The 22,502-nt window shown below is 38.6% G+C and carries 19 protein-coding genes; 16 read left to right on the forward strand and 3 right to left on the reverse strand.

Features of this window, described 5'->3' with window-relative positions; genetic code table 11:
* The first annotated feature begins 31 nt into the window (after positions 1-31).
* The 9 genes from A8L44_RS12175 (at position 32) to A8L44_RS19385 (ending at position 9,510) form a co-directional block, all read left to right on the forward strand.
* Positions 32-1,165, forward strand: a complete 1,134-nt coding sequence (locus A8L44_RS12175) for a sensor histidine kinase (protein WP_066106359.1) — start codon at positions 32-34, stop codon at positions 1,163-1,165.
* Positions 1,162-1,761 (forward strand): response regulator transcription factor, encoded by a 600-nt coding sequence (locus tag A8L44_RS12180; RefSeq protein WP_066106362.1) that lies wholly within the window; start codon positions 1,162-1,164, stop codon positions 1,759-1,761. The genes A8L44_RS12175 and A8L44_RS12180 overlap by 4 nt, the downstream gene beginning before the upstream one ends.
* A gap of 477 nt (positions 1,762-2,238) precedes the next feature.
* Entirely contained in the window at positions 2,239-2,967 is a 729-nt protein-coding gene (locus tag A8L44_RS12185) for an amino acid ABC transporter ATP-binding protein (protein ID WP_066106365.1), read from the forward strand.
* Positions 2,968-2,982: 15 nt separating this feature from the next.
* Complete coding sequence (locus A8L44_RS12190; RefSeq protein ID WP_066106370.1) at positions 2,983-3,792, forward strand: transporter substrate-binding domain-containing protein; 810 nt, start codon at positions 2,983-2,985, stop codon at positions 3,790-3,792.
* Between the two features lie 62 nt (positions 3,793-3,854).
* Positions 3,855-4,490, forward strand: coding sequence for an amino acid ABC transporter permease (locus A8L44_RS12195; protein WP_077248128.1), 636 nt, complete (start codon positions 3,855-3,857; stop codon positions 4,488-4,490).
* Positions 4,491-4,502: 12 nt separating this feature from the next.
* Positions 4,503-5,165, forward strand: a complete 663-nt coding sequence (locus A8L44_RS12200; RefSeq protein WP_066106376.1) for an amino acid ABC transporter permease — start codon at positions 4,503-4,505, stop codon at positions 5,163-5,165.
* A gap of 313 nt (positions 5,166-5,478) precedes the next feature.
* Positions 5,479-6,393 (forward strand): UDP-N-acetylmuramate dehydrogenase, encoded by a 915-nt coding sequence (gene murB, locus A8L44_RS12205; RefSeq protein ID WP_066106379.1) that lies wholly within the window; start codon positions 5,479-5,481, stop codon positions 6,391-6,393.
* Between the two features lie 172 nt (positions 6,394-6,565).
* Positions 6,566-7,774, forward strand: a complete 1,209-nt coding sequence (locus A8L44_RS12210) for a quaternary amine ABC transporter ATP-binding protein (RefSeq protein ID WP_066106383.1) — start codon at positions 6,566-6,568, stop codon at positions 7,772-7,774.
* The gene (locus A8L44_RS19385) at positions 7,771-9,510 is read left to right on the forward strand and encodes a glycine betaine ABC transporter substrate-binding protein (RefSeq protein ID WP_066106386.1); all 1,740 of its coding nucleotides are present in this window, start codon (positions 7,771-7,773) and stop codon (positions 9,508-9,510) included. The genes A8L44_RS12210 and A8L44_RS19385 overlap by 4 nt, the downstream gene beginning before the upstream one ends.
* 272 nt (positions 9,511-9,782) lie before the next feature.
* Here the strand turns inward: A8L44_RS19385 and A8L44_RS12220 are convergent, their stop codons facing one another.
* Complete coding sequence (locus A8L44_RS12220; protein ID WP_066106388.1) at positions 9,783-10,061, reverse strand: AbrB/MazE/SpoVT family DNA-binding domain-containing protein; 279 nt, start codon at positions 10,059-10,061, stop codon at positions 9,783-9,785.
* A gap of 208 nt (positions 10,062-10,269) precedes the next feature.
* Here A8L44_RS12220 and A8L44_RS12225 point away from each other — a divergent pair, with 208 nt between their 5' ends.
* Positions 10,270-10,512, forward strand: coding sequence for a YkuS family protein (locus A8L44_RS12225; protein ID WP_066106389.1), 243 nt, complete (start codon positions 10,270-10,272; stop codon positions 10,510-10,512).
* A 59-nt stretch (positions 10,513-10,571) separates the two neighbouring features.
* On the opposite strand, the gene dnaN is transcribed toward A8L44_RS12225, so the two are convergent.
* Entirely contained in the window at positions 10,572-11,702 is a 1,131-nt protein-coding gene (gene dnaN, locus A8L44_RS12230; RefSeq protein ID WP_066106897.1) for a DNA polymerase III subunit beta, read from the reverse strand.
* A gap of 478 nt (positions 11,703-12,180) precedes the next feature.
* A complete protein-coding gene (locus A8L44_RS12235) occupies positions 12,181-13,347 on the reverse strand; it encodes an MFS transporter (protein WP_066106392.1) in 1,167 nt (388 codons plus the stop codon).
* Between the two features lie 291 nt (positions 13,348-13,638).
* Here A8L44_RS12235 and A8L44_RS12240 point away from each other — a divergent pair, with 291 nt between their 5' ends.
* The 6 genes from A8L44_RS12240 to A8L44_RS12265 all read left to right on the forward strand — a co-directional run bounded on the left by A8L44_RS12240 (position 13,639) and on the right by A8L44_RS12265 (position 22,499).
* On the forward strand, positions 13,639-15,156 hold the full coding sequence (locus tag A8L44_RS12240; RefSeq protein WP_066106395.1) for an ABC transporter permease: 1,518 nt from the start codon (positions 13,639-13,641) through the stop codon (positions 15,154-15,156).
* Positions 15,157-15,168: 12 nt separating this feature from the next.
* Complete coding sequence (locus tag A8L44_RS12245; RefSeq protein ID WP_066106398.1) at positions 15,169-15,867, forward strand: ABC transporter ATP-binding protein; 699 nt, start codon at positions 15,169-15,171, stop codon at positions 15,865-15,867.
* A gap of 81 nt (positions 15,868-15,948) precedes the next feature.
* The gene (locus A8L44_RS12250; RefSeq protein WP_066106403.1) at positions 15,949-16,638 is read left to right on the forward strand and encodes a response regulator transcription factor; all 690 of its coding nucleotides are present in this window, start codon (positions 15,949-15,951) and stop codon (positions 16,636-16,638) included.
* The gene (locus A8L44_RS12255; protein WP_254654723.1) at positions 16,625-18,118 is read left to right on the forward strand and encodes a HAMP domain-containing sensor histidine kinase; all 1,494 of its coding nucleotides are present in this window, start codon (positions 16,625-16,627) and stop codon (positions 18,116-18,118) included. Before A8L44_RS12250 ends, A8L44_RS12255 begins: the two co-directional genes overlap by 14 nt.
* 534 nt (positions 18,119-18,652) lie before the next feature.
* Positions 18,653-20,113 (forward strand): S1C family serine protease, encoded by a 1,461-nt coding sequence (locus tag A8L44_RS12260; protein WP_139063850.1) that lies wholly within the window; start codon positions 18,653-18,655, stop codon positions 20,111-20,113.
* A 172-nt stretch (positions 20,114-20,285) separates the two neighbouring features.
* Entirely contained in the window at positions 20,286-22,499 is a 2,214-nt protein-coding gene (locus tag A8L44_RS12265; protein WP_066106406.1) for an alpha-galactosidase, read from the forward strand.
* Positions 22,500-22,502: the final 3 nt, after the last annotated feature.

A 22,502-nucleotide genomic window follows, 5' to 3' on the forward strand; every position in this document is an offset into this window, starting at 1 on the left:
GAAGTAAAATTAATGGAGGGGGAGAGGACAATTGAATGCTTTGAATCAGTTATTTCCAACTAATAAAGGACTGAATCTTTATGTTTGGCTCGTATTTAGTATTCTCCCTTTCTATTTTATTTTTCATGCAAAATCCATTTTTATGATTGTGTTAGGAATCATTCTTATTCTGTTATTTTTTATAAGCAATCGTATTTCAGCTATTTCGAAAGGTGGATTTGTTTATTTCTGGGTAGGAATCCAAATGGCGATTTGTATCGCTATGTCATTAATATTTGGGTTTGTTTATTTTTCGCTCTTTCTGGCTTATTATATTGGAACTGTTGAGAATAAGGTAGGTTTCTTTATTTTATATGGTATTCATGTTGGAGGCACAGTACTGACGGTTAATTGGGGATTCATTACTCAGAATCCACTCTTCTTTTCACAATTTCCTTTTATTTTAATATGTGTAATTGGTGTTATTTTACTTCCATTGAGCTCCTATAATATTCACAAAAGAGAAAGGCTGGAGGCTGAGCTGAAAGATGCTCACAAACAAATATCAGATTTAGTTAAGCTTCAGGAACGCCAGCGAATTGCAAGGGACTTACATGATATTCTTGGTCAGAAACTCTCGTTGATCGGACTGAAAAGTGATTTGGCCGGTAGGCTGGTACAAATAAATCCGGAGCAGGCAAAGAATGAATTGAAAGATATTCAAGTGACTGCAAGAACAGCATTAAAAGAAGTGCGTGACATTGTAGCTGATATGAGGGGCACCAAAATGGAGGATGAATTAATCCGTATCAAGCAAATATTGAGAGCAGCTCAAATGGAATTTTATGTTGAAGGAGAAGAGAGTATCCAGAAGATTCCGCTGCTTGTGGAAAATGTATTGAGTATGTGTTTAAAGGAAGCTATTACTAACATCGTGAAGCATAGCAGGGCCAATGAATGCAGACTCGATATTAAAAAAACGCATACAGAATTAACAATGATTATTCAGGATAATGGAACAGGAATTGTTGAAAAAGAAATGGGTAAAGGGAATGGATTAAAGGGAATGAGGGAGCGGCTTGAATTTGTGAATGGAAGCCTTGATATTCGGGTTAATTCAGGAACAGAATTAATTTTTAAAATTCCACTGATAGAGCGGAACGTTCAACAGGAGGTAATGGCATGATTAAAATCGTAATAGCTGAAGATCAAAGAATGCTGCTTGGTGCATTAGGCGCATTGTTAGATTTAGAACCAGATATGACGGTAGTTGGTAAAGCTAAAAATGGAGAGGAAGCTATATCCATGATCAAACAGCATAAGCCAGATGTTTGTGTGATGGATATAGAAATGCCTGGAAAAAGTGGACTCGATGTCGCAGAAGAATTAAAAGGAAGCGCATGCAAAGTAATTATACTTACAACCTTTGCGAGATCAGGTTATTTTGAAAGGGCACGAAAAGCGGATGTACGCGGGTATTTGTTAAAGGACAGTCCGAGTGAAGAACTGGCCAACTCTATCAGGGTTATTATGGATGGACGACGTATTTATTCACCCGAACTGGTTGACATGATTTATGAAGAGGAAAACCCTCTTACGGAACGTGAACAGCAGGTTTTGGGCTTAATAGCTGATGGGAAAAATACGAAGGAAATTGCCAATCAACTATTTATAACAACAGGGACGGTTCGAAACTATATCTCTGTCATACTTGATAAACTGGACGTCAATAATCGAATAGAAGCTATCTCTCGATTTAAAGAAAAAGGCTGGTTTAAGTAGAATATGTTATAATTTTTAAAAAATATGATTGATAATGTTATAATATACCAGTAAAATCTAAATTATATGATGAAATATAGGTAAAATAGGATTGAACAAATGTAGTAACATGTTCCTATTTTGCTTTTTCATTTATCGGAGGAAATATTCCTTTTAAACATCTTTAGATCTACATTTCTATTACCTCAGAGTATGACACTTCTTAGTACAGCAAGTTTTACATCTAGATGAGATGAATTTGCTACTTCAATTCTATTAGAATGATTAAACCACTACACACAGATAATAAAATAGTATATTCCCATGATAATAAGAGGTTATTTCATGAATCTTATCTAAGTATAATTACCCCAAAAATGGAAAACATTGTTTTAATTTGGTTGACGGACAAACTTTATATACATATAATTCTAAGTAGTCCATATAATATCAGAAAATATAAAATATTGCCGCAAATATCAGCAAGGGGGAAGTATTTTGATTGTCTTTGATCATGTAAATAAGTATTTTGGTGATTTTCATGTTCTAAAAGATATAAATCTACAAATTGAAAAGGGAGAAGTAGTAGTCGTAATTGGACCTTCGGGATCTGGTAAAAGTACGATGCTCAGATGTATTAATCGTCTCGAAGCGATTAATAGCGGTACTTTAAAAGTAAATGGTATTTCGGTGACGGATAAAAAGACAAATATCAACGAGCTTCGTCGTGATATCGGTATGGTATTTCAGCATTTTTATTTATATCCTCATAAAACAGTCCTTCAAAATATAACATTGGCTCCTATGAAAGTGTTGGGTAAGTCTGAAGAGGAAGCCGTAAAGACCGCAAAACTATATCTTGAAAAAGTAGGTATCCCTGATAAGGCAAATGCATTTCCTGCCCAGCTTTCCGGCGGGCAGCAACAGCGTGTTGCTATTGCGAGAGGATTAGCGATGAATCCGGAAGTTATGCTTTTTGATGAACCAACCTCTGCTCTCGATCCTGAGATGATTGGTGAAGTATTGGATGTTATGAAAGCGCTGGCGAAGGAAGGCATGACGATGGTTGTCGTCACGCATGAAATGGGCTTTGCGAAAGAGGTTGCTAATCGTATTGTCTTTATGGATGAAGGAAAAATTTTAGAAGAATCCACACCGGCTGAATTCTTTACGAATCCACAGGAAGAAAGGGCTCGTTCATTCTTAAGCCGTATTTTAAATCATTAATAAGGGGGAAAAAGAATGTCATTAAAAAAGTTTTGGAAGGTATCAATACTCTCAATCATTGCTGTATTCATGTTGACAGCCTGCGGTAGTAAAGAAGAAACAACCGGAGGATCATCTGAAAACGGTCTGGAAAAAATTAAGGATAAAGATAAAATCGTATTTGGTGTGAAAAATGATACACGTCTGTTTGGATTGAAAAATACAAGCACTGGTAAAGTAGAAGGCTTTGATGTGGACATTGCAAAAGCATTGGCTAAAGAGGTAATCGGGGATGAAAATAAAGTAGAGTTCGTAGAAGTAACTTCTAAAACGCGTGTGCCACTGCTACAGAATGGAAAAATTGACGCTGTTGTTGCCACTATGACAATTACAGAGGAACGTAAAAAAGAAGTAGATTTCACAGATGTTTATTTTGAAGCAGGTCAATCATTGCTTGTTAAAAAGGGAAGCAAAATTAAAAGCATAGATGATTTAAAAGCAGGTACCAAAGTTCTTGCTGTTAAAGGTTCTACTTCTGCTATTAATATAGCAGAAAAAGCACCGGATGCAGAAGTTCTGCAATATGAAAACTATGCAGAAGCTTTTACAGCACTTAAATCCGGACAAGGAGATGCTTTAACAACGGATGATGCCATCCTGTATGGAATGGTTGATGAAGATCCTTCGTATGAATTAGTTGGCGGACAATTTACGGAAGAGCCATATGGAATCGCTGTTAAAAAAGGTAATACAGAATTAGTGGATGAATTAAATAAAGCTCTAAAAACAATTAAAGATAACGGAACTTATGATGAGATACTTAATAAATGGATCGAAAATAAATAATTTCTCCGATCAGGATGGGCATGTATGCTCATCCTGATTGATTAAGAGGAGTGAATCAATTGCTGGATTTTTCTATACTCGCAGAAAATATGGATATGTATTTGGAGGGTTTTTTAAAAACGATACAAATTAGTTTATTAGCCCTCGTAGGAAGCTTTTTTTTAGGGGCATTGATTGCAGTCATGAGGATTGCGCCGTTCAAGCCACTAAATTGGATTGGGACTGCCTATGTTGAATTTGTCCGAAATATCCCCTTATTGATCATTGCATTTATCTTTTATTATGGAGCGAAAATGCCAGGCTTTGCGGCGGGATCATTAGCATTAACGATCTATACAGCTGCCTTTATAGCAGAAGCCATTCGTGCGGGGATCCTTTCAATTCACAAAGGGCAAATGGAAGCAGCCCGTTCATCAGGTTTAACCTATGGGCAGGCTATGAGAATGATTGTTTTGCCTCAGGCTATAAAAGTTGTAATTCCTCCATTAGGCAATCAATTTATCAATTTAGTTAAAAATTCATCCATTTTGGCTGTCATTGCCGGCGGTGAATTAATGTATCAGGCTGATTTGATCTCTCTCCACACATTTGTTGTATTTGATGTCTATATTTTTGTTGCTATATTCTATTTGGTTATCACCATTCCACTAAGTTTAGGTGTTGGCTATTTAGAAAAACACCTGGAAAAAAGCTCGTAAGGAGGCGTAATCATGGATTTTGCAGGAGCATATACGCCCGATAATCTCAAATTTTTAGTAGATGGATTTCTTGTTACGCTAAAGGTTGCTGTAATTTCTATTATCCTTAGTTTTATTATCGGGGGGATATTAGGAATAATCCGTTATGCCAAGATACCATTGTTATCAAAGGTTGTGGCGGTTATAGTAGAAACGATTCGAAATCTGCCACTAATCCTAATTATTTTCTTTGTTTATTTTGGTTTACAGGATCCAAGCAGAGGCTGGTCCTTGAATATGAGTGTAACGACTGCTGCCATTATGGCGTTAACCATTTTTGAATCTGCTATGATCTCAGAAATTATCAGAAGTGGCTTAAACTCAGTGCCAAAAGGACAAATAGAAGCAGCCCGTTCATCAGGTTTAAATTATATGCAGACACTTATTCATATTATTTTGCCACAGGCCTTGCGGAACATGGTTCCACCTATTGTTAGTCAGTTTATTTCCTTGTTAAAAGATACATCATTAGCGGTTATTATTGCATTGCCAGAACTGACACATAACGGCCAGATTATTTACGCGCAAAACGGGAACTATATTTATCCCATCCTGCTCCTTGTTGCACTTATGTATTTTGTGGTTAATTACGGTTTATCCTTAGTTGCAAGAAGATTAGAGATTAAAAGGGCTTAGAGTGTGTACGTAGCATCATCCTTAAGAAGGGATGATGCTTTTTTGCACATTAGTTTAGGTATATGTCATATACATAAAGAAAAATGGTTCACTTAAATAAATCGATGTATCATGATATAGATATTACTATTTTTTAATAGGGCACATTTATAGTATGATAGTCAATGAGGTTGATTTATAAGATATCTCAAACAGGATTATCGTTGTACTCATGAATGTAGTTTTAGCGATTTCCAACCATTTGCAGTGATTTACCAGAGTGAATCATGTATATAATAAGATATGACAAATATAAATTCAGAAGGTTGAGAGTATGAATAAACAAAAAACAATTGAAGAATTGCAGCAGATTATTCAGGCAGAACATATTAAACAGGATGAACCTTTACGTGAATATACATTTACTAAAACGGGTGGGAATGCAGACTTTTTGGTGTTGCCTACAACCTATGAAGAGGTTCAAAGTACGATACTTTATGCAAATAAGAATGATATACCGTTGACTATTTTAGGAAATGGGTCGAATTTAATTGTTAGAGATGGTGGAATAAGAGGAATTGTCCTGATTCTAAATCATTTGGATAAGATTTATATGGAAGATGGGAAAATTATTGCCCAGAGCGGAGCAACCATTATTGATGTATCCCGCTTTGCTTTAGAACAGAAGCTGACGGGATTAGAGTTTGCTTGCGGAATCCCTGGTTCAGTCGGTGGAGCTGTGTATATGAATGCTGGTGCTTACGGTGGAGAAATTTCACAGGTCATTGAGTCAGCTATCGTGTTAAATGAGAAGGGTGAGCTTCTTACATTGACGAAGGATGAGATGGAGCTTACTTACCGTAGCAGTTTGATCGCCAAGCAAAATTATATCGTTTTAGAAGCCCGTTTTGTTCCAGTACCGGGAGATGTAAAAGTAATTAAAGAAAAAATGGATGAGTTAACCTTTTTAAGGGAGTCCAAGCAACCGCTTGAGTATCCTTCCTGTGGAAGTGTATTTAAACGTCCGCCTGGCTATTTTGCGGGTAAACTGATTCAGGATAGCGGTTTGCAAGGGGCTCAAATTGGTGGAGCACAGGTATCTACAAAGCATGCCGGTTTCATCATTAACACTGGCGATGCTACTGCTACTGACTATCTGGCGCTGATTAAGCATGTTCAGGACACGGTTAAAGCTAATTTTGGCGTCAGCCTGGAAACAGAAGTAAAAATAATTGGTGAAGAAGAATAGAATTTGATAAATTGAATGTCTGGCCCCTCATAAAAGAGGGGCTTTTTTAGTGTCAATTCTTATGCAAAAGGGTATAAAGGAGCAAAAAAGTTTAGATTTTCCCGAAATAGGATATAGTAATAAGTAGGGGAAAATGGTTTGTTTCAAAAAAATACATAGAAGGAGTGGTTGTTTGCAGCCAAAAATAAGTATAAAAAATGTTGTAAAAGTGTTTGGAAAATCTCCACAATCTGCACTTGAATTATTGAAGCAGGGCTCTTCAAAAAAAGATATCTTAAAGAAAACAGGATGTACGATTGGGGTTAATAATGCCAATCTTGATATCTATGAAGGAGAAATTTTTGTTGTTATGGGGTTATCGGGGAGTGGGAAATCCACGTTGATTCGAATGTTAAACCGTCTAATTGCCCCGACATCCGGTGAGATTTTGATTGATAATGAGAATATAGTTAACATGTCACCGGCTGAATTACGTGAAACTAGAAGAAAGAAAATTAGTATGGTGTTTCAAAACTTCGCCCTATTTCCTCATAAAACTATCCTGGAGAATACAGAGTATGGATTGGAAATTCAAAAAATACCTGAACAGGAACGAAAACAGAAGGCAATGGAATCACTCGAAGTAGTTGGCCTAAAAGGATATGAAGATCAATATCCATCCCAGTTGAGCGGCGGGATGCAACAGCGTGTTGGACTTGCGAGGGCTTTGGCCAGTGATACAGATATTCTTCTTATGGATGAGGCATTTAGTGCCCTTGATCCACTTATCCGCAAAAGCATGCAGGATGAGCTGCTGGAGATCCAGGATAATTACAAAAAAACAATTGTGTTTATTACGCATGACTTGGATGAAGCTTTAAGAATAGGTGACCGGATCGCTTTGATGCGTGATGGCAGGGTAATTCAAGTGGGAACTCCTGAGGAAATCATGATGAATCCTGCCAATGATTATGTTGAACGATTTATTGAAGATATCGATTTGTCACATGTTCTGACTGCGTCTTCGATTATGACTCGGGCGGAACGTATTACAATTGACAGAGGTCCTCGTGTTGCCTTACAAATTATGAAAGACAGGGGATACTCCAGTATATTTATCGTAGACCGCAAGCAGACACTGCTTGGGGCGCTCTCCGCCGACCAGGCAAGAGAAGCTATTCTAAAGAAAATCCCTATAGAAGAGGTCATGACAAAAGAAGTGCCAACAGCATTGGAAAATACGATTCTATCTGATTTGCTCGACGATATGGCAAATGCACAAATCCCATTAGCAATCGTTGATGAAGCTAACAGATTGAAGGGTGTTCTTGTACGTGGTGTTGTCATTGGAGCATTGGCTGGTAACAAAGATGTACTCCAAGATAAGGAGGAAAGTCAATGAACCTAGAAAAATTACCGATAGCTTCTGGAGTAGATCGTTTTATTGATTGGGTAACAGAAGTATGTGGACCACTATTTAATTGGATTTCGATGTTCATTCAAACTATTATTGATACAAGTGTGGAAGTACTGGGCTTAGGACCTTCCATTCTGTTAATTATCCTGATTACTCTGCTAGTTTTATATACAAATAATTGGGGCATGGCATTATTAACGTTTATAGGATTATTATTGATTGATAATTTGGGATTATGGGATGCTATGATTCAAACATTGGCATTAGTATTGGCATCCGTACTGATTACGGTTATTGTCGGAGTCCCAATTGGTATTTGGGCGTCACAGAGTAATACGGTGAAGAGAATTGTAATGCCGATTCTGGATTTCATGCAAACGATGCCTGGCTTCGTTTATCTGATTCCTGCCATCCTTTTCTTTGGAATTGGAGTCGTTCCGGGAATCGTGGCCTCTTTTATTTTCGCTGTTGCGCCGACGATTCGAATGACGAACTTAGGAATCCGGGAGGTTCCGGCAGATTTAATAGAAGCTTCTCAAGCCTTTGGTTCCACCACGTGGCAGAAAATCACAAAGGTCCAACTGCCATTGGCTGTTTCAACGATAATGGCCGGAATCAACCAAAGTATCATGCTTTCTTTATCTATGGTGGTTATGGCATCCCTTGTTGGTGCGCCTGGATTGGGTGCCGAGGTATACCGTGCCGTTTCGCAAATAGCAGTAGGTGAAGGATTCGAAGCTGGTTTAGCACTTGTTATCATTGCAATTATTTTAGACAGATTATCGCAAAACCTCAGAACTCCTGTATATGAAAGAGTAATTGCTAAGAAATGGGTTTATAGTTTCATCATCTTAATTTTCCTTGGAGGATACGCATATATAGCATTATCTTCTTCTGCAGAAACAGGTACAAAAGATGATGCTTATGTGGGCAATCAGGTGGATTATAAAATTGTGGGTATTGAGCCTGGAGCAGGAATTATGTCAGCAACTGAAGAAGTGTTGAAGAAATATGGACTGGAAGAAGACTGGACTTTGCAGGAAGGATCATCTGCTGCTATGGTTGCTGAGCTTCAAAAAGCTTACGATAATCAGGATCCAATTATTCTGACAGGTTGGACACCGCATTGGAAGTTCCAAAAATATGATCTGAAATATTTAGATGATCCCAAGAATGTATATGGCCAAAGTGAAAACATCCATACATTGGTCCGAAAAGGCTTGAAAGAAGAGTTGCCTGGAGCAGAACAAATCTTAGATCAATTTTACTGGACTCCAGCTGATATGGAAGAGGTAATGGTGGACATGGAAGGAGGAATGACACCAAAAGAGGCAGCCGCCAAATGGATTGAAAAATATCCAAATAAGGTGGATCAATGGCTGACAGGTGCAGAAAAGGGAGAAGGACAAAGTATTAGTCTAATCTATGTTGCCTGGGAGTCAGAGATCGCATCAACAAATGTTATTGGTGAAGTATTAAGAATGCATGGATATAGTCCGGAATTAAAGCAGGTAGAAATTGGGCCGATGTTTGCATCAATTGCCAATCAAAAAGCAGATGCCATGGTTGCGGCTTGGCTGCCATTAACTCATAATGCCTACTATGATAAGTATAAGGAAGATTTAACCGATCTGGGTCCAAATCTAAAAGGTGCCAAGAGTGGACTCGTTGTTCCTACTTACATGGATATAGATTCAATCGAGGATCTAGTGAAAGAATAATTGAGTAAATGACATATTGTTTTGCAGATGATTTAGGGCATGAGTTCGGTACTTTACTGGACTCATGCTTTTTGTTTTGCCTGCATGATAAATCAGAAAGTTGGACGGCTGCATAAAGGATTAGAACAACTCGGTGCCTCAAAGGATGTTAATCTTTTTTACGTGATCTTTTTGTAAATTTAAATGTTCAATAATTGAAACATATTAGCGTTTATGCTGGAAAGTACAAAATTCTCTTGAATTCGAGGTAAAAGGCGATAAAGAATCGCCTTTTATCTTTCAATCACTCGATTTAATTCTGAATTTAGTATTCGTAATCCTTCCTGACTTAACACAATCTTTCCATTGGCTAATGAAATATTCTGATTACTGACTTCACCTGTAATGGCACAAGCCTTACCCGGTGTATATTTTTGCAGGATAATTTTGTCTTCATCCGTAAAAATCTCTATAGAATCTTTTATGTTAATATCAAGAGTTCTTCTAAGTTCAATCGGCAGTACAATTCTGCCGAGTTCATCGACTTTTCTAACAATCCCAGTTGACTTCATTTTCACACCACTTTTCTTTCCTTTTTATAGAATAATAGTCTTAAATTGGTTATAAGTAAATAGTTTTGCTCAAATATTAACATGATTGTAATACTAAATGCTATACCAGTAATAATAATATATATACCAATATTTCGATTGACCTTCTGCATTTTTGGTATAATTTGTCGCCTTAATGGACAATTTACATAAGAAGGAGGTGGATGTTATGGCTAAAATTGGTGTGGAGCAATCTTTATCAGACGTTCAACAAGCTTTACGTGATAAAGGACATAATGTAATCGAATTAAAACAGGAAAATGACACACAAGGGTGTGACTGCTGTGTTGTATCCGGCCTGGATATTAACGTAATGGGTATGCAGGATACAGCAACAAAAGCTTCAGTGATCAACGCTGATGGTCTTACTGCTGAGGAAGTATGTCAGGCAGTTGAAAACAGAATTCAATAAAAAATAACGGCTGCCGTGTACAAGCAGCCGTTATTTTTTTTCAAAGAAATAGATTTACATCAATACGATCGTACAGGGGATATAAGGTGAAGATGAGACGGATTGTTAACTGGTTCAATCAAGACGGGTCTTAAGGATCCGCCAAAACTTAATTTTACTTCTTTTTCTTTTATGGCTTTTAAAGCATCGAGTAGAAATTCTCCATCAAGAGATATACTTAAATTAATTTCACCTTGAACCATTCTGATATCCATTATTTCTTCGATTTTCCCCATGTCTGTTGAGTTTGATGCAATCTTTATTTGTTTACCATCTATCATTTCAATCAATATATTGTTATTTTTCCATTCACTTGCAAACAGCCGAGCCCGATCTATCCCCTTTAATAACTTTACTGTATCTAGTATCATGACGGTTTTCGAATCGGCTGGTATAAGTTTAGAGATGCCAGGGAAATTACCTTCAATAAGTCTGGAATATAATGAGGTAGTCGACGATTTGAATACGATATAATTGTCTAATATGTAAATATGTATAAGATCTTTTTCATTATTCATTAGTTTTGTGAGCTCAGTAAGGCTGGCACCAGGAACAATGAAAGAAGCTTCAATTTGTGAGTTTATTGGTACTTTCCTTAAAGCCAGTCGATGGGAATTGGTCGCAACACAGGTTAGCTTATTCTCTTTAAACGACATATTCACACCAGTTAGAACAGGTCTTGTTTCACTTTTGGAGACTGCAAATGTAGTTTGTTTGATTATTTCCATTAAGGCAGAGCTGTGTATCTGTATAAAATGGTTTGTCTTTATTGAAGGGTAAGTGGGATACTTGCCAGGATTAAATCCATTTAGGTATACCATGACTTCATCAGATTGAATTTTAGCTACGTTATTTCCAGTTACCTTTATATGAATATCATCAGATAATTTTTTTACAACTTCACATAAATATTTAGCTGGAAGAACTGCGCTGCCAGTTTCATCTATGTTTAATATCCGGATACCGTTCATTTCTAAAGGAATTATTTTTTCTATTGCAATATTGGAATTGCTGCCAATCAGGATTAAACAATCCTCCTTAGCGACCAACTTTATGCCTGTTAGAATTGGTAAAAGCGATTTTGTTGTCACTGCCCTGCTAACATCGGATAATGCCTCGTTGAAATAATCTTTACTTATTGTAAGTTCCATTAGAAGTCTCCCAAGTCCATAATTAGTTTCATGTATATTCAATTCTCCAAAAAGAATCATATTCCTTCTTTCAGCATGAATCCTTCCGGTTAACTTACTAGCCATTAAGTTGCATAAAATTAAGTAAAGGCTCCCCGCTAACAAAATGTTAGTTATGATATACCTATATTCTATAATTCACTCAAAATTCCTCCTAAATATAGACCGAATCTAGATTGCAAGTGAAATAGCGGAAAGGAAACTGATGATTAGGATATTCTAGGGAGAGTAACAGGGGGAATCCCGCCGATTCGGCAGGAAATCCAGCGGGAAAGAGGCAGAAACCAGCCAATTAGGTGAATAAACCAGCGGAAAGCAGGAATAATCAAGCCGGATTGAGGAAAAAACCAGCCAGCGCCTGCCCATAGCGCTTAAGATTACCTCTTATAAAACAAAAAAGCCTCCGATGGTAAAAATCGAAGGCTTCAATACTATAATTTTATAAAGCTTGAACTTTTCTTGCCTGAGCATGGTAAACCTGATAAAGCAATAATGCACCTACAGTCAGAATAGCTCCTGAAATATAAGGGAGCCCAACGGCGAATGAATACAGTAGACCTCCAAGTGGCGGGCCGATGATCCTGCCAAGGGAATCAAAGGATGAAAGTAGTCCGGTTGAGCTGCCGTGTCCTCCTGTTGAGGTCTTTGTCAGCAATGCAGTGACAGCTGGACGAATAAGCCCATTGCCTAACCCGAAGATTGTTATAAAGAGTGTTGCAGTCCAGAAGCTATTGGTAAATAGGATTAGTATAAACCCGATGATTGAAACGATTAGCCCGATTTGAATGACTCGGCCTTCTCCCCATTTCTTCGTCATAATTCCAATGAGTCCTCCCTGCACAATCGCGCTTCCAAATCCCATAATCATAAAGATATACCCTAGCTGGACCGTATCAATTCCAGCCTTAATAGCGGCAAAATAAGCAAAAGTTGCTTCAAGACCAGCCATAGACAAAGATACGACGCATTGAAGCACGAACAGAATAGAAGCAGCACCGCTAAAATTCATCCACATCGATTTGTTGCCCGAGCTTTGTTTTCCTAACTGTTCAGCTGTTAAGGATTCCTTAAGAACAATAAGTACTAATAAGAACGTCAAAGTAGAGAGGATTCCGGCAATTAAGAAAGGCGTATTTAAGCTGGATTTTGAAAGAATCCCGCCAATTGCCGGACCGAAGATGAAGCCTAACCCGGTCGCTGCTCCTATAATCCCCATTCCTTTTCCACGATCTTCTTCAGTCGTAATATCTGCTACATAGGCCATGGTAGTTGGCATATTGGCTGAGGAAAGGATACCACCAATGATCCGTGCCACAAACATTAACCATAGTGAGTCGGCTATGGCCATGATGAAGAATGATAAAGCCAAACCAAATATACCAATTAACATAACTGGTTTTCTGCCGATTCGATCTGATATCTTTCCCCAAATCGGGGCGAAAATTAACTGCATTAACGAATAAACTGCCATTAGTAAGCCAAGTTGAGTAGGCGTGCCGCCGACCTCTTCTGCTAAAAATGGAAGGACCGGAATGATAATCCCGAAGCCAACCATCACTAAAAACATGACCAGGAATAGAACGGGCAATATTTTTTTATTTTCCATGAGTTTCTCCTCTAAAACCGCTCAAAATGCTTAGATAGTTATGTGTCTATGAAGTATAAAAAAATCTATGTATCAAGCGGTTATATTAATAGTTATATTCTTTTCAACTGTACATAATCAACATTTCTAACGTCAATTGTAAAGCTTTTCATACAAATATAATAGTTTCGCCTACACAAATATTTTTAGTTTTGTTTGACATTTTATCGACACATTATGGTCGTAAGATTTTTTATAGAAAAGCTTTTCTAAGGATTTACCCGGTATAGATTGTCAGAAAGGATGAAAAAGATGAACTTTATAAAAAGGGCTTTTTTAAGTGTAAAAGCCAGAAAAGGGAAGAGCATTTTGCAGTTGGTTATATTTACTGCTATCTGCGTGCTGGTTTTATCAGGTCTTTCAATTCAGACAGCGGCAAATAAATCAGCAGAGCTCGCAAAACAGAGTCTTGGCAGTGAAGTCACACTAAGTGCAGATCGAGAAAAATTAATGGAGCAGCAGCGACAGGAACGTGAAAATCAAGAAAACAGTGAAAATAGAGAACCTGTTAGATTGATGGAAGAGCCTGTCGCGGTTGAGGATGCCAATGAATTACTATCTTTGTCACAGATAAAAGGATATAACTATTATTCTACTACATTTGGAGTGGCTGGAAATTTTGATCCAATAGAAACAGAGTCAACAAGTACAACAAATGAAACGAACAAAAATGGCCAAGGTCCGGGATTTGGAGGAGGCATCAGTCCAAGTATGGCGGATGCCGATATTAGTCTCCAGGGAGTAGCTTTTACAGATACAACAAGCGAATTTATGGATGGAGATGCCGAAATGGTAGAGGGCACTCATCTATCAGATGACCATTTAAATAAAAATGTAGCCATTATCGAAGAGACACTGGCTGAAGAGAACGAATTGGTAGTTGGGGACCAATTAGAGGTGACCTCTTCAACAGATGAAGATACAACTGTTGAAGTCGAAATAATCGGCATTTACAAAACTTCTTCAATATCTACTGATTCAGGTATGATGAACTTCACTGCCATGAATCCGTATAACAAAGTATATGTACCATACACACTTGTTAATGAATTGAAGGGTGAAGATTACAAGGATACAATCGAAAGCGCAGTCTACTACATGAATGACCCAGCGGATACGGATTCTTTTATTGAGGATGCAGAAGCGACCGGAGCTATTGATACGGACATATTTAAATTGGATGCCAACGATCAGTTGTATCAACAAATGGTTGAACCAATTAACAATGTAGCATCCTTTTCTAAGAACGTTGTCTATCTCGTGACTATTGCAGGTGCGATTATTTTAGGACTGATTGTAATGCTTGGTATACGGGAGCGTAAATATGAAATGGGCGTACTGCTGGCCATTGGAGAAAAGAAGAGCAAGTTGATAGGGCAGTTTATTGTAGAAATACTAATCATTGCTGTATTTGCACTTGGTATAGCTTCTGTCACTGGTAATGTAGCAGCTGATAAAATCGGCGATCAATTATTATCCCAACAAGTAGAAACGGATACACAATCCACAATGGATCCATTTGGCGGTAAAGGAATGCAAATGGAAGGCGGTATGGGCCCTGGAATGGGAGGAGGAGGAAACGCTCCTGGTGCACCGAATCAGGCACAGGTGGAAACAGCTCAAGTGGATGATCTAGATGTTAAAGTAACTGCTTCCGATCTTGGTATGTTAACCGGTATTGGTTTACTGATTGCCATCCTGGCTACATTGATCCCATCATTATCCATACTTCGATTGCAGCCAAAAGCAATACTTTCAAGACAGGATTAGGAGGAACCGTAAATGAGCGCATTATTGGAGTTTAAGGATCTAAGTTATTGGTACAGACATAATAATAAACAGCATGATATAGTAAAGAAAATTAATGTTTCTTTTAATAAAGGATTATTTTATGCAATTGTCGGTCCTTCCGGTTCAGGAAAAACTACGCTTCTCGCCTTGGCGAGTGCGCTGGATGCTCCTAAGGATGGACAGGTATTATACGAAGGAAAAGATATTAGAAAAATCGGATATACCACGTTTCGAAATAAATATGTTTCGATTGTCTTCCAATCCTATAATTTACTGCCCTATATGACTGCGTTACAAAATGTCACTACAGCGATGGAGATTACCGGAAATAAGGTTAAGGACAAAAAACAGTATGCACTCGAGATGCTTAGAAAAGTGGGCATCGATGAAAAGCAGGCTGGACAAAAGGTGCTCACACTGAGTGGCGGTCAGCAGCAACGTGTCTCCATTGCACGAGCCCTTTGCTGTAAATCAGATTTAATTGTAGCAGATGAACCGACTGGAAACCTCGATGAGGATACCGCTCAAGACATCATTAAGTTATTTATGCAGCTGGCACATGAGGAAAATAAATGTGTCATCATCGTTACGCATGATCAGCATATTGCTGACATTGCAGATCAAACGATTCGCCTTTCTAAAGGCCAAATAACGATTGTTAATAATATAAGCGAACATTCGCACCAATAAGTGAATTTTGTTTAATGAAAATCTCCGAGTTATCGGGGATTTTTGTCCTATCTTTTAATCCTCGAGGAGTGAGTACGAAAGATGCAAAAAATCATGATTGTAGAAGATGAAAAAGCCATCAGCCAGGTTTTAAAGGCTTACTTGAAGAAAGTAAACTACGAAGTTGAACAAGTATTTACAGGTGGTGAAGCCATTGCTAAATTTGAGGAGTTTCAACCGAATCTTGTTTTGCTCGATGTTATGCTTCCAGGTATGAGTGGATGGGATATATTAAAAGAAATTCGTACGAAAAGCGCATGCCCTGTTATTATGCTCACAGCACTTGGTGATATTAATTACAAGCTCACAGGCTTAAATGATGGAGCTGACGACTATATCACTAAACCCTTCATTGGAGATGAAGTGGTTGCCCGTGTCCAGGCAGTATTGAGAAGATCTGGACAGGTCATTGATGATAAGGAAAAGAAACAGTTTGGCGCGTTGTGCATTTATATGAAAGCTCATAATGTTACATTAAATGGAGTAGAGCTTGACTTAACACCGCGCGATCTCTCACTGCTCATCTTCTTGGCACAAAATCCTAATCAATTATTTACGAGAGATCAATTAATTGATCATGTATGGGGGATGGATTACGACGGCAGTGACCGAGCGGTAGATTTGTCCATCAAAAGGCTGAGAAAGTCTCTGCAAAACTGGCCTGCATCTGAAGGAGAAATTAAAACTCTGCGAGGATTGGGGTATCAATTAAGTGTCTATGAAAAAAAATAATAAACTGCAAATGTATTTTCTGAAGCACTTGGGTCAAAAAAAGAAAAACCATCCGACTAAACGTGTCAGTTTGTTGAAATACTGGACGACACGATATCTGGTTACCCTGTTTATTGGACTTATTGTCATAGGATTCCTTACAGGAATCATTATCAGGCAATCCACTCTTAATAAGAACCTGGATATTAATAAATATTTGGCTGAGGAAGTAGCAGCGCGAATACTGGATCAAATGGTTGGAACTGATATTCAAACAGAGCAGAATCCAGAGGTTTTTGCCAATCGAAAAAAATTATTAGAGGTCAGCGGCAATCCGTCCATTTATGTGGTGGATGTAAATGGAAAAATAGTAATTGAGAATCGTTCAAGTAATCACCTTAATGTATCTTCATTTTCAACTGCACTGCTTAATAGTAAGGATGAAGTGAAACAATTAAACAATATTGGTGGCAGAGATTATTATTTGGTTAAGCGGCCTATGATTGTGAATGATACGGTGATTAGTTGGATTGTCGTTATGCAATCTGAGGATGAGTTAACTGCAGTAGATCAGGAATACAAATTACTTTTGATTATGATTTTAAGTTTGGCCTTGCTCGGATGGGTTGCGATTTACTTTTTATCCAAAAGACTGGTTAAGCCGATTGAGAATGTAGCTGAAGCAGCTAAGCAGGTTCAAAAAGGAAATTATACTATTGAACTTATTGAAGAGGTAAATGAACAGGAAGTTTATGATTTAGTCCATTCCTTTAAGGAAATGGCTATTAAATTGGAGCAGCTTGAAGCTATGCGAGCTGAATTGCTGGCAGGTGTAACACATGAATTAAAGACGCCTGTAACGTCTATCAGCGGTTTGCTTCAAGCCGTTAATGATGGAGTTGTAACAGGGGAAGAAGCAAAAGAGTTTCTGGCCATATCCTTACAGGAAACGACTCGTATGCAAAAAATGGTGGGAGACTTATTGGAGTTCAACTCCTTTACAGCCAATGCCATCCCTGTTAACAGAGAGTCTGTAAAAATTGGTGAGGTCATTAATGAAATGATTTACCAATGGGATATTGTGCAGGATGATCAACTTGTTAAAGTTACTGTACAGCAACCAAAAGAAGATATGGTAGTATCGGCGGACCCTCTGCGATTGCAGCAAATTATGATTAATCTCTTGAATAATTCCAAGCATGCTATTCAAGGAGAGGGAACGATAGAGGTCCGTATTTATAAATATGATGAGGATCATGTCGCAATCGATGTACAGGACAGCGGTTCGGGAATCCCGCTTGCCGAGCAGGATTTAATATTTGAACGTTTTTATCGAGGAGAAGATAAAAAATACAAAATCCGCGGTCTAGGACTAGGACTCCCATTCAGCAGAATGCTCGCCAATGCAATGGATGGAGATTTGGTATTAACGAATAGCAGTGAAGAAGGTACAACCTTTACTATAGTACTGAAGAGCCTTATCTTAAGGAACGAAGACTAAGAACGCCACGTCCTGTGGCAACGTCTTCATGACCTACATCCTGTAGGCCCGTGAGGAGCATAAGACAGAGGCTCGAAGGGGATGTTCTTCCCCGAAGAGGCTATGCTTATGTCCCGAACTCCTAGGCTCTGAAGCCGGATTACCATAGTGCTGAAGAGCCTCGTTTAAGGAACGAAGACTAAAAGCGCCACGTCCTGTGGCAACGTCTTCATGACCTACATCCTGTAGGCCCGCGAGGAGCATAAGACAGAGGCTCGGAAGGATTAAGGGTAAGGGACAAAGACTAAAAACGCCATGTCCTGTGGCAACGTCTTTGTGACCTACATCCTGTAGGCCCCCAGAACATAATGAATATGTTTAAAAGCTGCCAAAGAACAGGCAGCTTTTAAATTTTTTAAGAGGAGAAAAGATTTTGACATTTTGTTGACACATACAGTTAGTAAATTAGATAGTGAGAAGAGCAGAAATGCAATTATTCTACAATTATCGTAATATATTAAATAGACAGTTTAATGAGTGAGGAGAGGAATTTGGATGGAAAACAATAACCGTCGTGATTATGATGATTTTGATAGACCAATAGATACTGCTAATCAGGATAATATTCAGATTCCTGCATTACCAGACGAGAAAGATATTGAAACAGAAATTATTTCATATCGTGGATATCATGAACTAAGCTCTGCCAAGGAAGAAGATATGACAGATGAAAATAATGAACAAGTAAATGAATGCGTGGAAGTACAACCGCTTCAAGCATCTGATGATCAAGCAGAGGTTAGATCTACAAGAGAGAAGAAAAAAAGGTCCAGATGGCTGACACCAGTCATTACCGCAATTCTTGGTGGAATGGTGGCACTTGGAGCAGGTTCTTACTTAGGTTTTGTTGATTTATCAGGCGTACTGCCAGGTGATGATGGACCTGTTAAAACAGCCATTGCTACAAATGATAAGGTAAATGATGAGGATGGCCTGAAGATTGTTGACTCTACGAAAACAACCTCTGAACTAATTCAAATGATTGAGGAGGTTTCTCCTGCGGTTGTAGGTATAGTGAATATACAAAACTCATCTAATTACTATGACTACCGCCAACCAACAATCAATGAGGAGTCCAATAACAGCCAGGAGAGCGGGACTGGTTCTGGGGTTATTTTCAAAAAATCGGGAAAAGATGCATTTATTGTGACCAATAATCATGTTATTGAGAATGCAGATACTATTGAGGTGTCCTTGGCAGAAGGTACAAGGATAACGGCTGAACTGGTTGGAACAGATCCATTAACAGACTTGGCGGTATTAAAAATTGATGGAAGCAAAGTGACAAAAGTAGCCGAATTCGGAGACTCTGAAAAGCTAAGTGTTGGTGAACCAGTGTTGGCAATAGGTAACCCTTTGGGTCTTGACTTCTCGGGGTCCGTAACCCAGGGAATTATCAGCGGATTGCAGCGTACAGTAACGGTTGCTACATCTGCTGGTGAATGGGATATGGATGCAATTCAAACGGATGCAGCTATAAACCCTGGGAACAGTGGCGGAGCGCTTGTCAATTCCGACGGACAAGTTATTGGTATCAACAGTATGAAAATATCATCTGAAGAGGTTGAGGGAATAGGGTTTGCTATTCCAAGTAAGGATGTTTCAGATATTGTGAATGACCTTCTTGCCGATGGAAAAGTACAACGTCCATATATTGGTGTAGGCTTGCAATCTATATCCGAAATACCTCAATATGTATTGCAGCAACAATTGAATCTTCCTTCCGAGATAACAAGTGGAGTGTTAGTAACTCAGGTGGAAACCGGTTCTCCCGCTGCTGAAGCAGGTATAGAGGCTAAGGACGTGGTAGTGGCAATCAATGATGCGGAAGTCACTACACTTGGGGAGTTCAGAAAATACTTGTATTCTAATGCTGCAAATGGAGATAAGGTCAAAATCAAGCTTTATCGAAATGGGGTGGAGAAAACCGTACCTGTTACAGTAACGGAGAAATAATAACTGAGAATAACTGTCGACTGCCTTGCCCCCTTGGGTAGAAGACATTATTTAAATAGATGAAGATTTCGCTTTGAAGCCTTATTTTAAGGCTTCTTTTTTTTTGCATTTATGAGCAAGTTGGTATTTTCGTGTACATATATATAGAAGAAAAGATATGAGGGAGATCAAAATGGGAGTGTCGTACTGTCCTAAACGGAAAATATTCCATTTGCAAGCTGGTGAAATGAGCTATGTGATAAAAATCTATCATCAAGCATATCTGTCTCATTTATATTGGGGGAAAAGGATCAAGGATGTGAATGAAAGCAATCAATTACAGTTTAAGTACCGATTGTTCTCTCCACAACCAGAAGGGTTTGACAGAACGTTTTCCCTTGATACGTTGCCTCAGGAATATCCAGCAAACAACACTGATTTTCGTACGCCGGCCTATCAAGTTCAATTTTCGGATGGTTCAGCCGTTACTGATTTAAAATATAAACATTTTCACATATATAAAGGGAAACGAAAATTAACCGGGTTACCTGCTACGTACATTGAAGAAGAAGAGGAAGCAACCTCTATAGATTTTACCCTTATGGATAATCAAACGGGGCTTCAGGCGATATTGACGTATAGTACATACGAGCAATCCAATGTGATCACTCGGTCAGTCCGGTTTATAAATCATGGAGATAACCCAGTATGTATACTTAAAGTCATGAGTGCTTCTGTAGATTTTAGAGAAAGCGAATTTGATTTGCTCACTTTATATGGCGCCCATGCGAATGAATGTAATCTATCGAGAAAACGTTTAACAGCCGGAAGCCATCTCATCGAGAGCAGACGTGGGGCCAGCAGTCATCAGCATAATCCCTTTATGTGCCTGGCAAAGCCAGATACAAATGAAGAGTATGGAGAAGTATATGGGTTCAGTCTGGTTTATAGTGGGAATTTTAGAGCGCAGGCTGAGGTTGATCAGTATGAAACCACGCGCCTTTCCATTGGTATTAATCCCTCTAATTTTAGTTGGCATTTGGGGAGAGGAGAAATCTTTCAAACACCGGAAGTCGTTATGGTTTATTCTTATAAGGGTTTCAGTGACATGTCGAGAACTTATCATGAATTATATCGCTTTCGATTGGCGAGAGGGCAGCACAGAGATTGTCTGCGGCCAGTATTGTTAAATAACTGGGAGGCTACGTATTTTAAATTTGACTCTGACAAGCTTTTAAAGCTTGCACGAGAAGGTAAGGAGCTTGGGATTGAATTATTTGTCCTGGATGATGGATGGTTCGGAAAACGTAACAACGCCAAAACTTCTCTTGGAGATTGGTATGTAAATAAGCAAAAATTACCTGGCGGGTTAAAAAAGCTGGCAGAGCAAATTAATCAGCTTGGGATGAAATTTGGGCTTTGGTTTGAACCTGAAATGGTATCTATGGAAAGTGACTTATATCGAAATCATCCCGATTGGTGCATTCAAGTGCCCAATCGCCCGAAATCATTAGGACGTAATCAATTGGTCCTCGATCTAACAAGAGCCGAGGTATGTGAGTACATTATTGAATCGGTTTCAAATGTCTTATTATCTGCTCCTATTAGCTATGTGAAGTGGGATATGAATCGACATATGACGGAAGTGGGGTCACTTGCTTTACCTATAGAACGCCAAAGAGAAACAGGGCATCGCTACATTTTGGGACTATATTATATATTAGAGGTATTGACTAGCCGCCATCCAACGGTCTTATTTGAGAGTTGTTCAGGGGGAGGGGGAAGATATGATCCAGGAATGCTGTTTTATATGCCTCAGGTGTGGACGAGTGACAATACAGATGCTGTCTCAAGGTTGAAAATCCAGCACGGAACAAGCCTTGTGTATCCGCCGGTGACAATGGGAGCTCATGTGTCAGCAAGCCCAAACCATCAGGTGCATCGTCACACTTCTTTAAACATGCGTGGACATGTTGCTATGTCAGGAAATCTAGGATACGAGCTGGATTTTTCCAAACTGAGTCAATTAGAAAAAGAAATGATCAAAGACCAGATTTCCTTGTATAAGGAAATTCGTCCGATTATACAATATGGCACGTATTATCGATTACTTAGCCCATTTGCAGGAAATCAGGCAGCTTGGCAATTTGTCAGTCAAGATTTATCTGAAACGGTTGTGATGTATTTCAGAATGATGGCACAGCCTGCAGAACCGTTCCATATTCTGAGGCTCAGGGGGTTAAATCCCGAGAAAGAATACCTCGATAAACATACATCCTTAATATATGGTGGAGATGAATTAATGTATGCAGGACTTTCTATCCCGGAAATGAAGGGGGATTATTGCAGTATGTTTTGGAGGCTCGCCTTTGAAGGTTACGAAAAGATTAATAATATAGAGTTCTAGCTT

This window comes from Bacillus sp. FJAT-27986, assembly GCF_001685035.1.
In the GTDB taxonomy this organism is placed as follows: domain Bacteria; phylum Bacillota; class Bacilli; order Bacillales; family Pradoshiaceae; genus Pradoshia.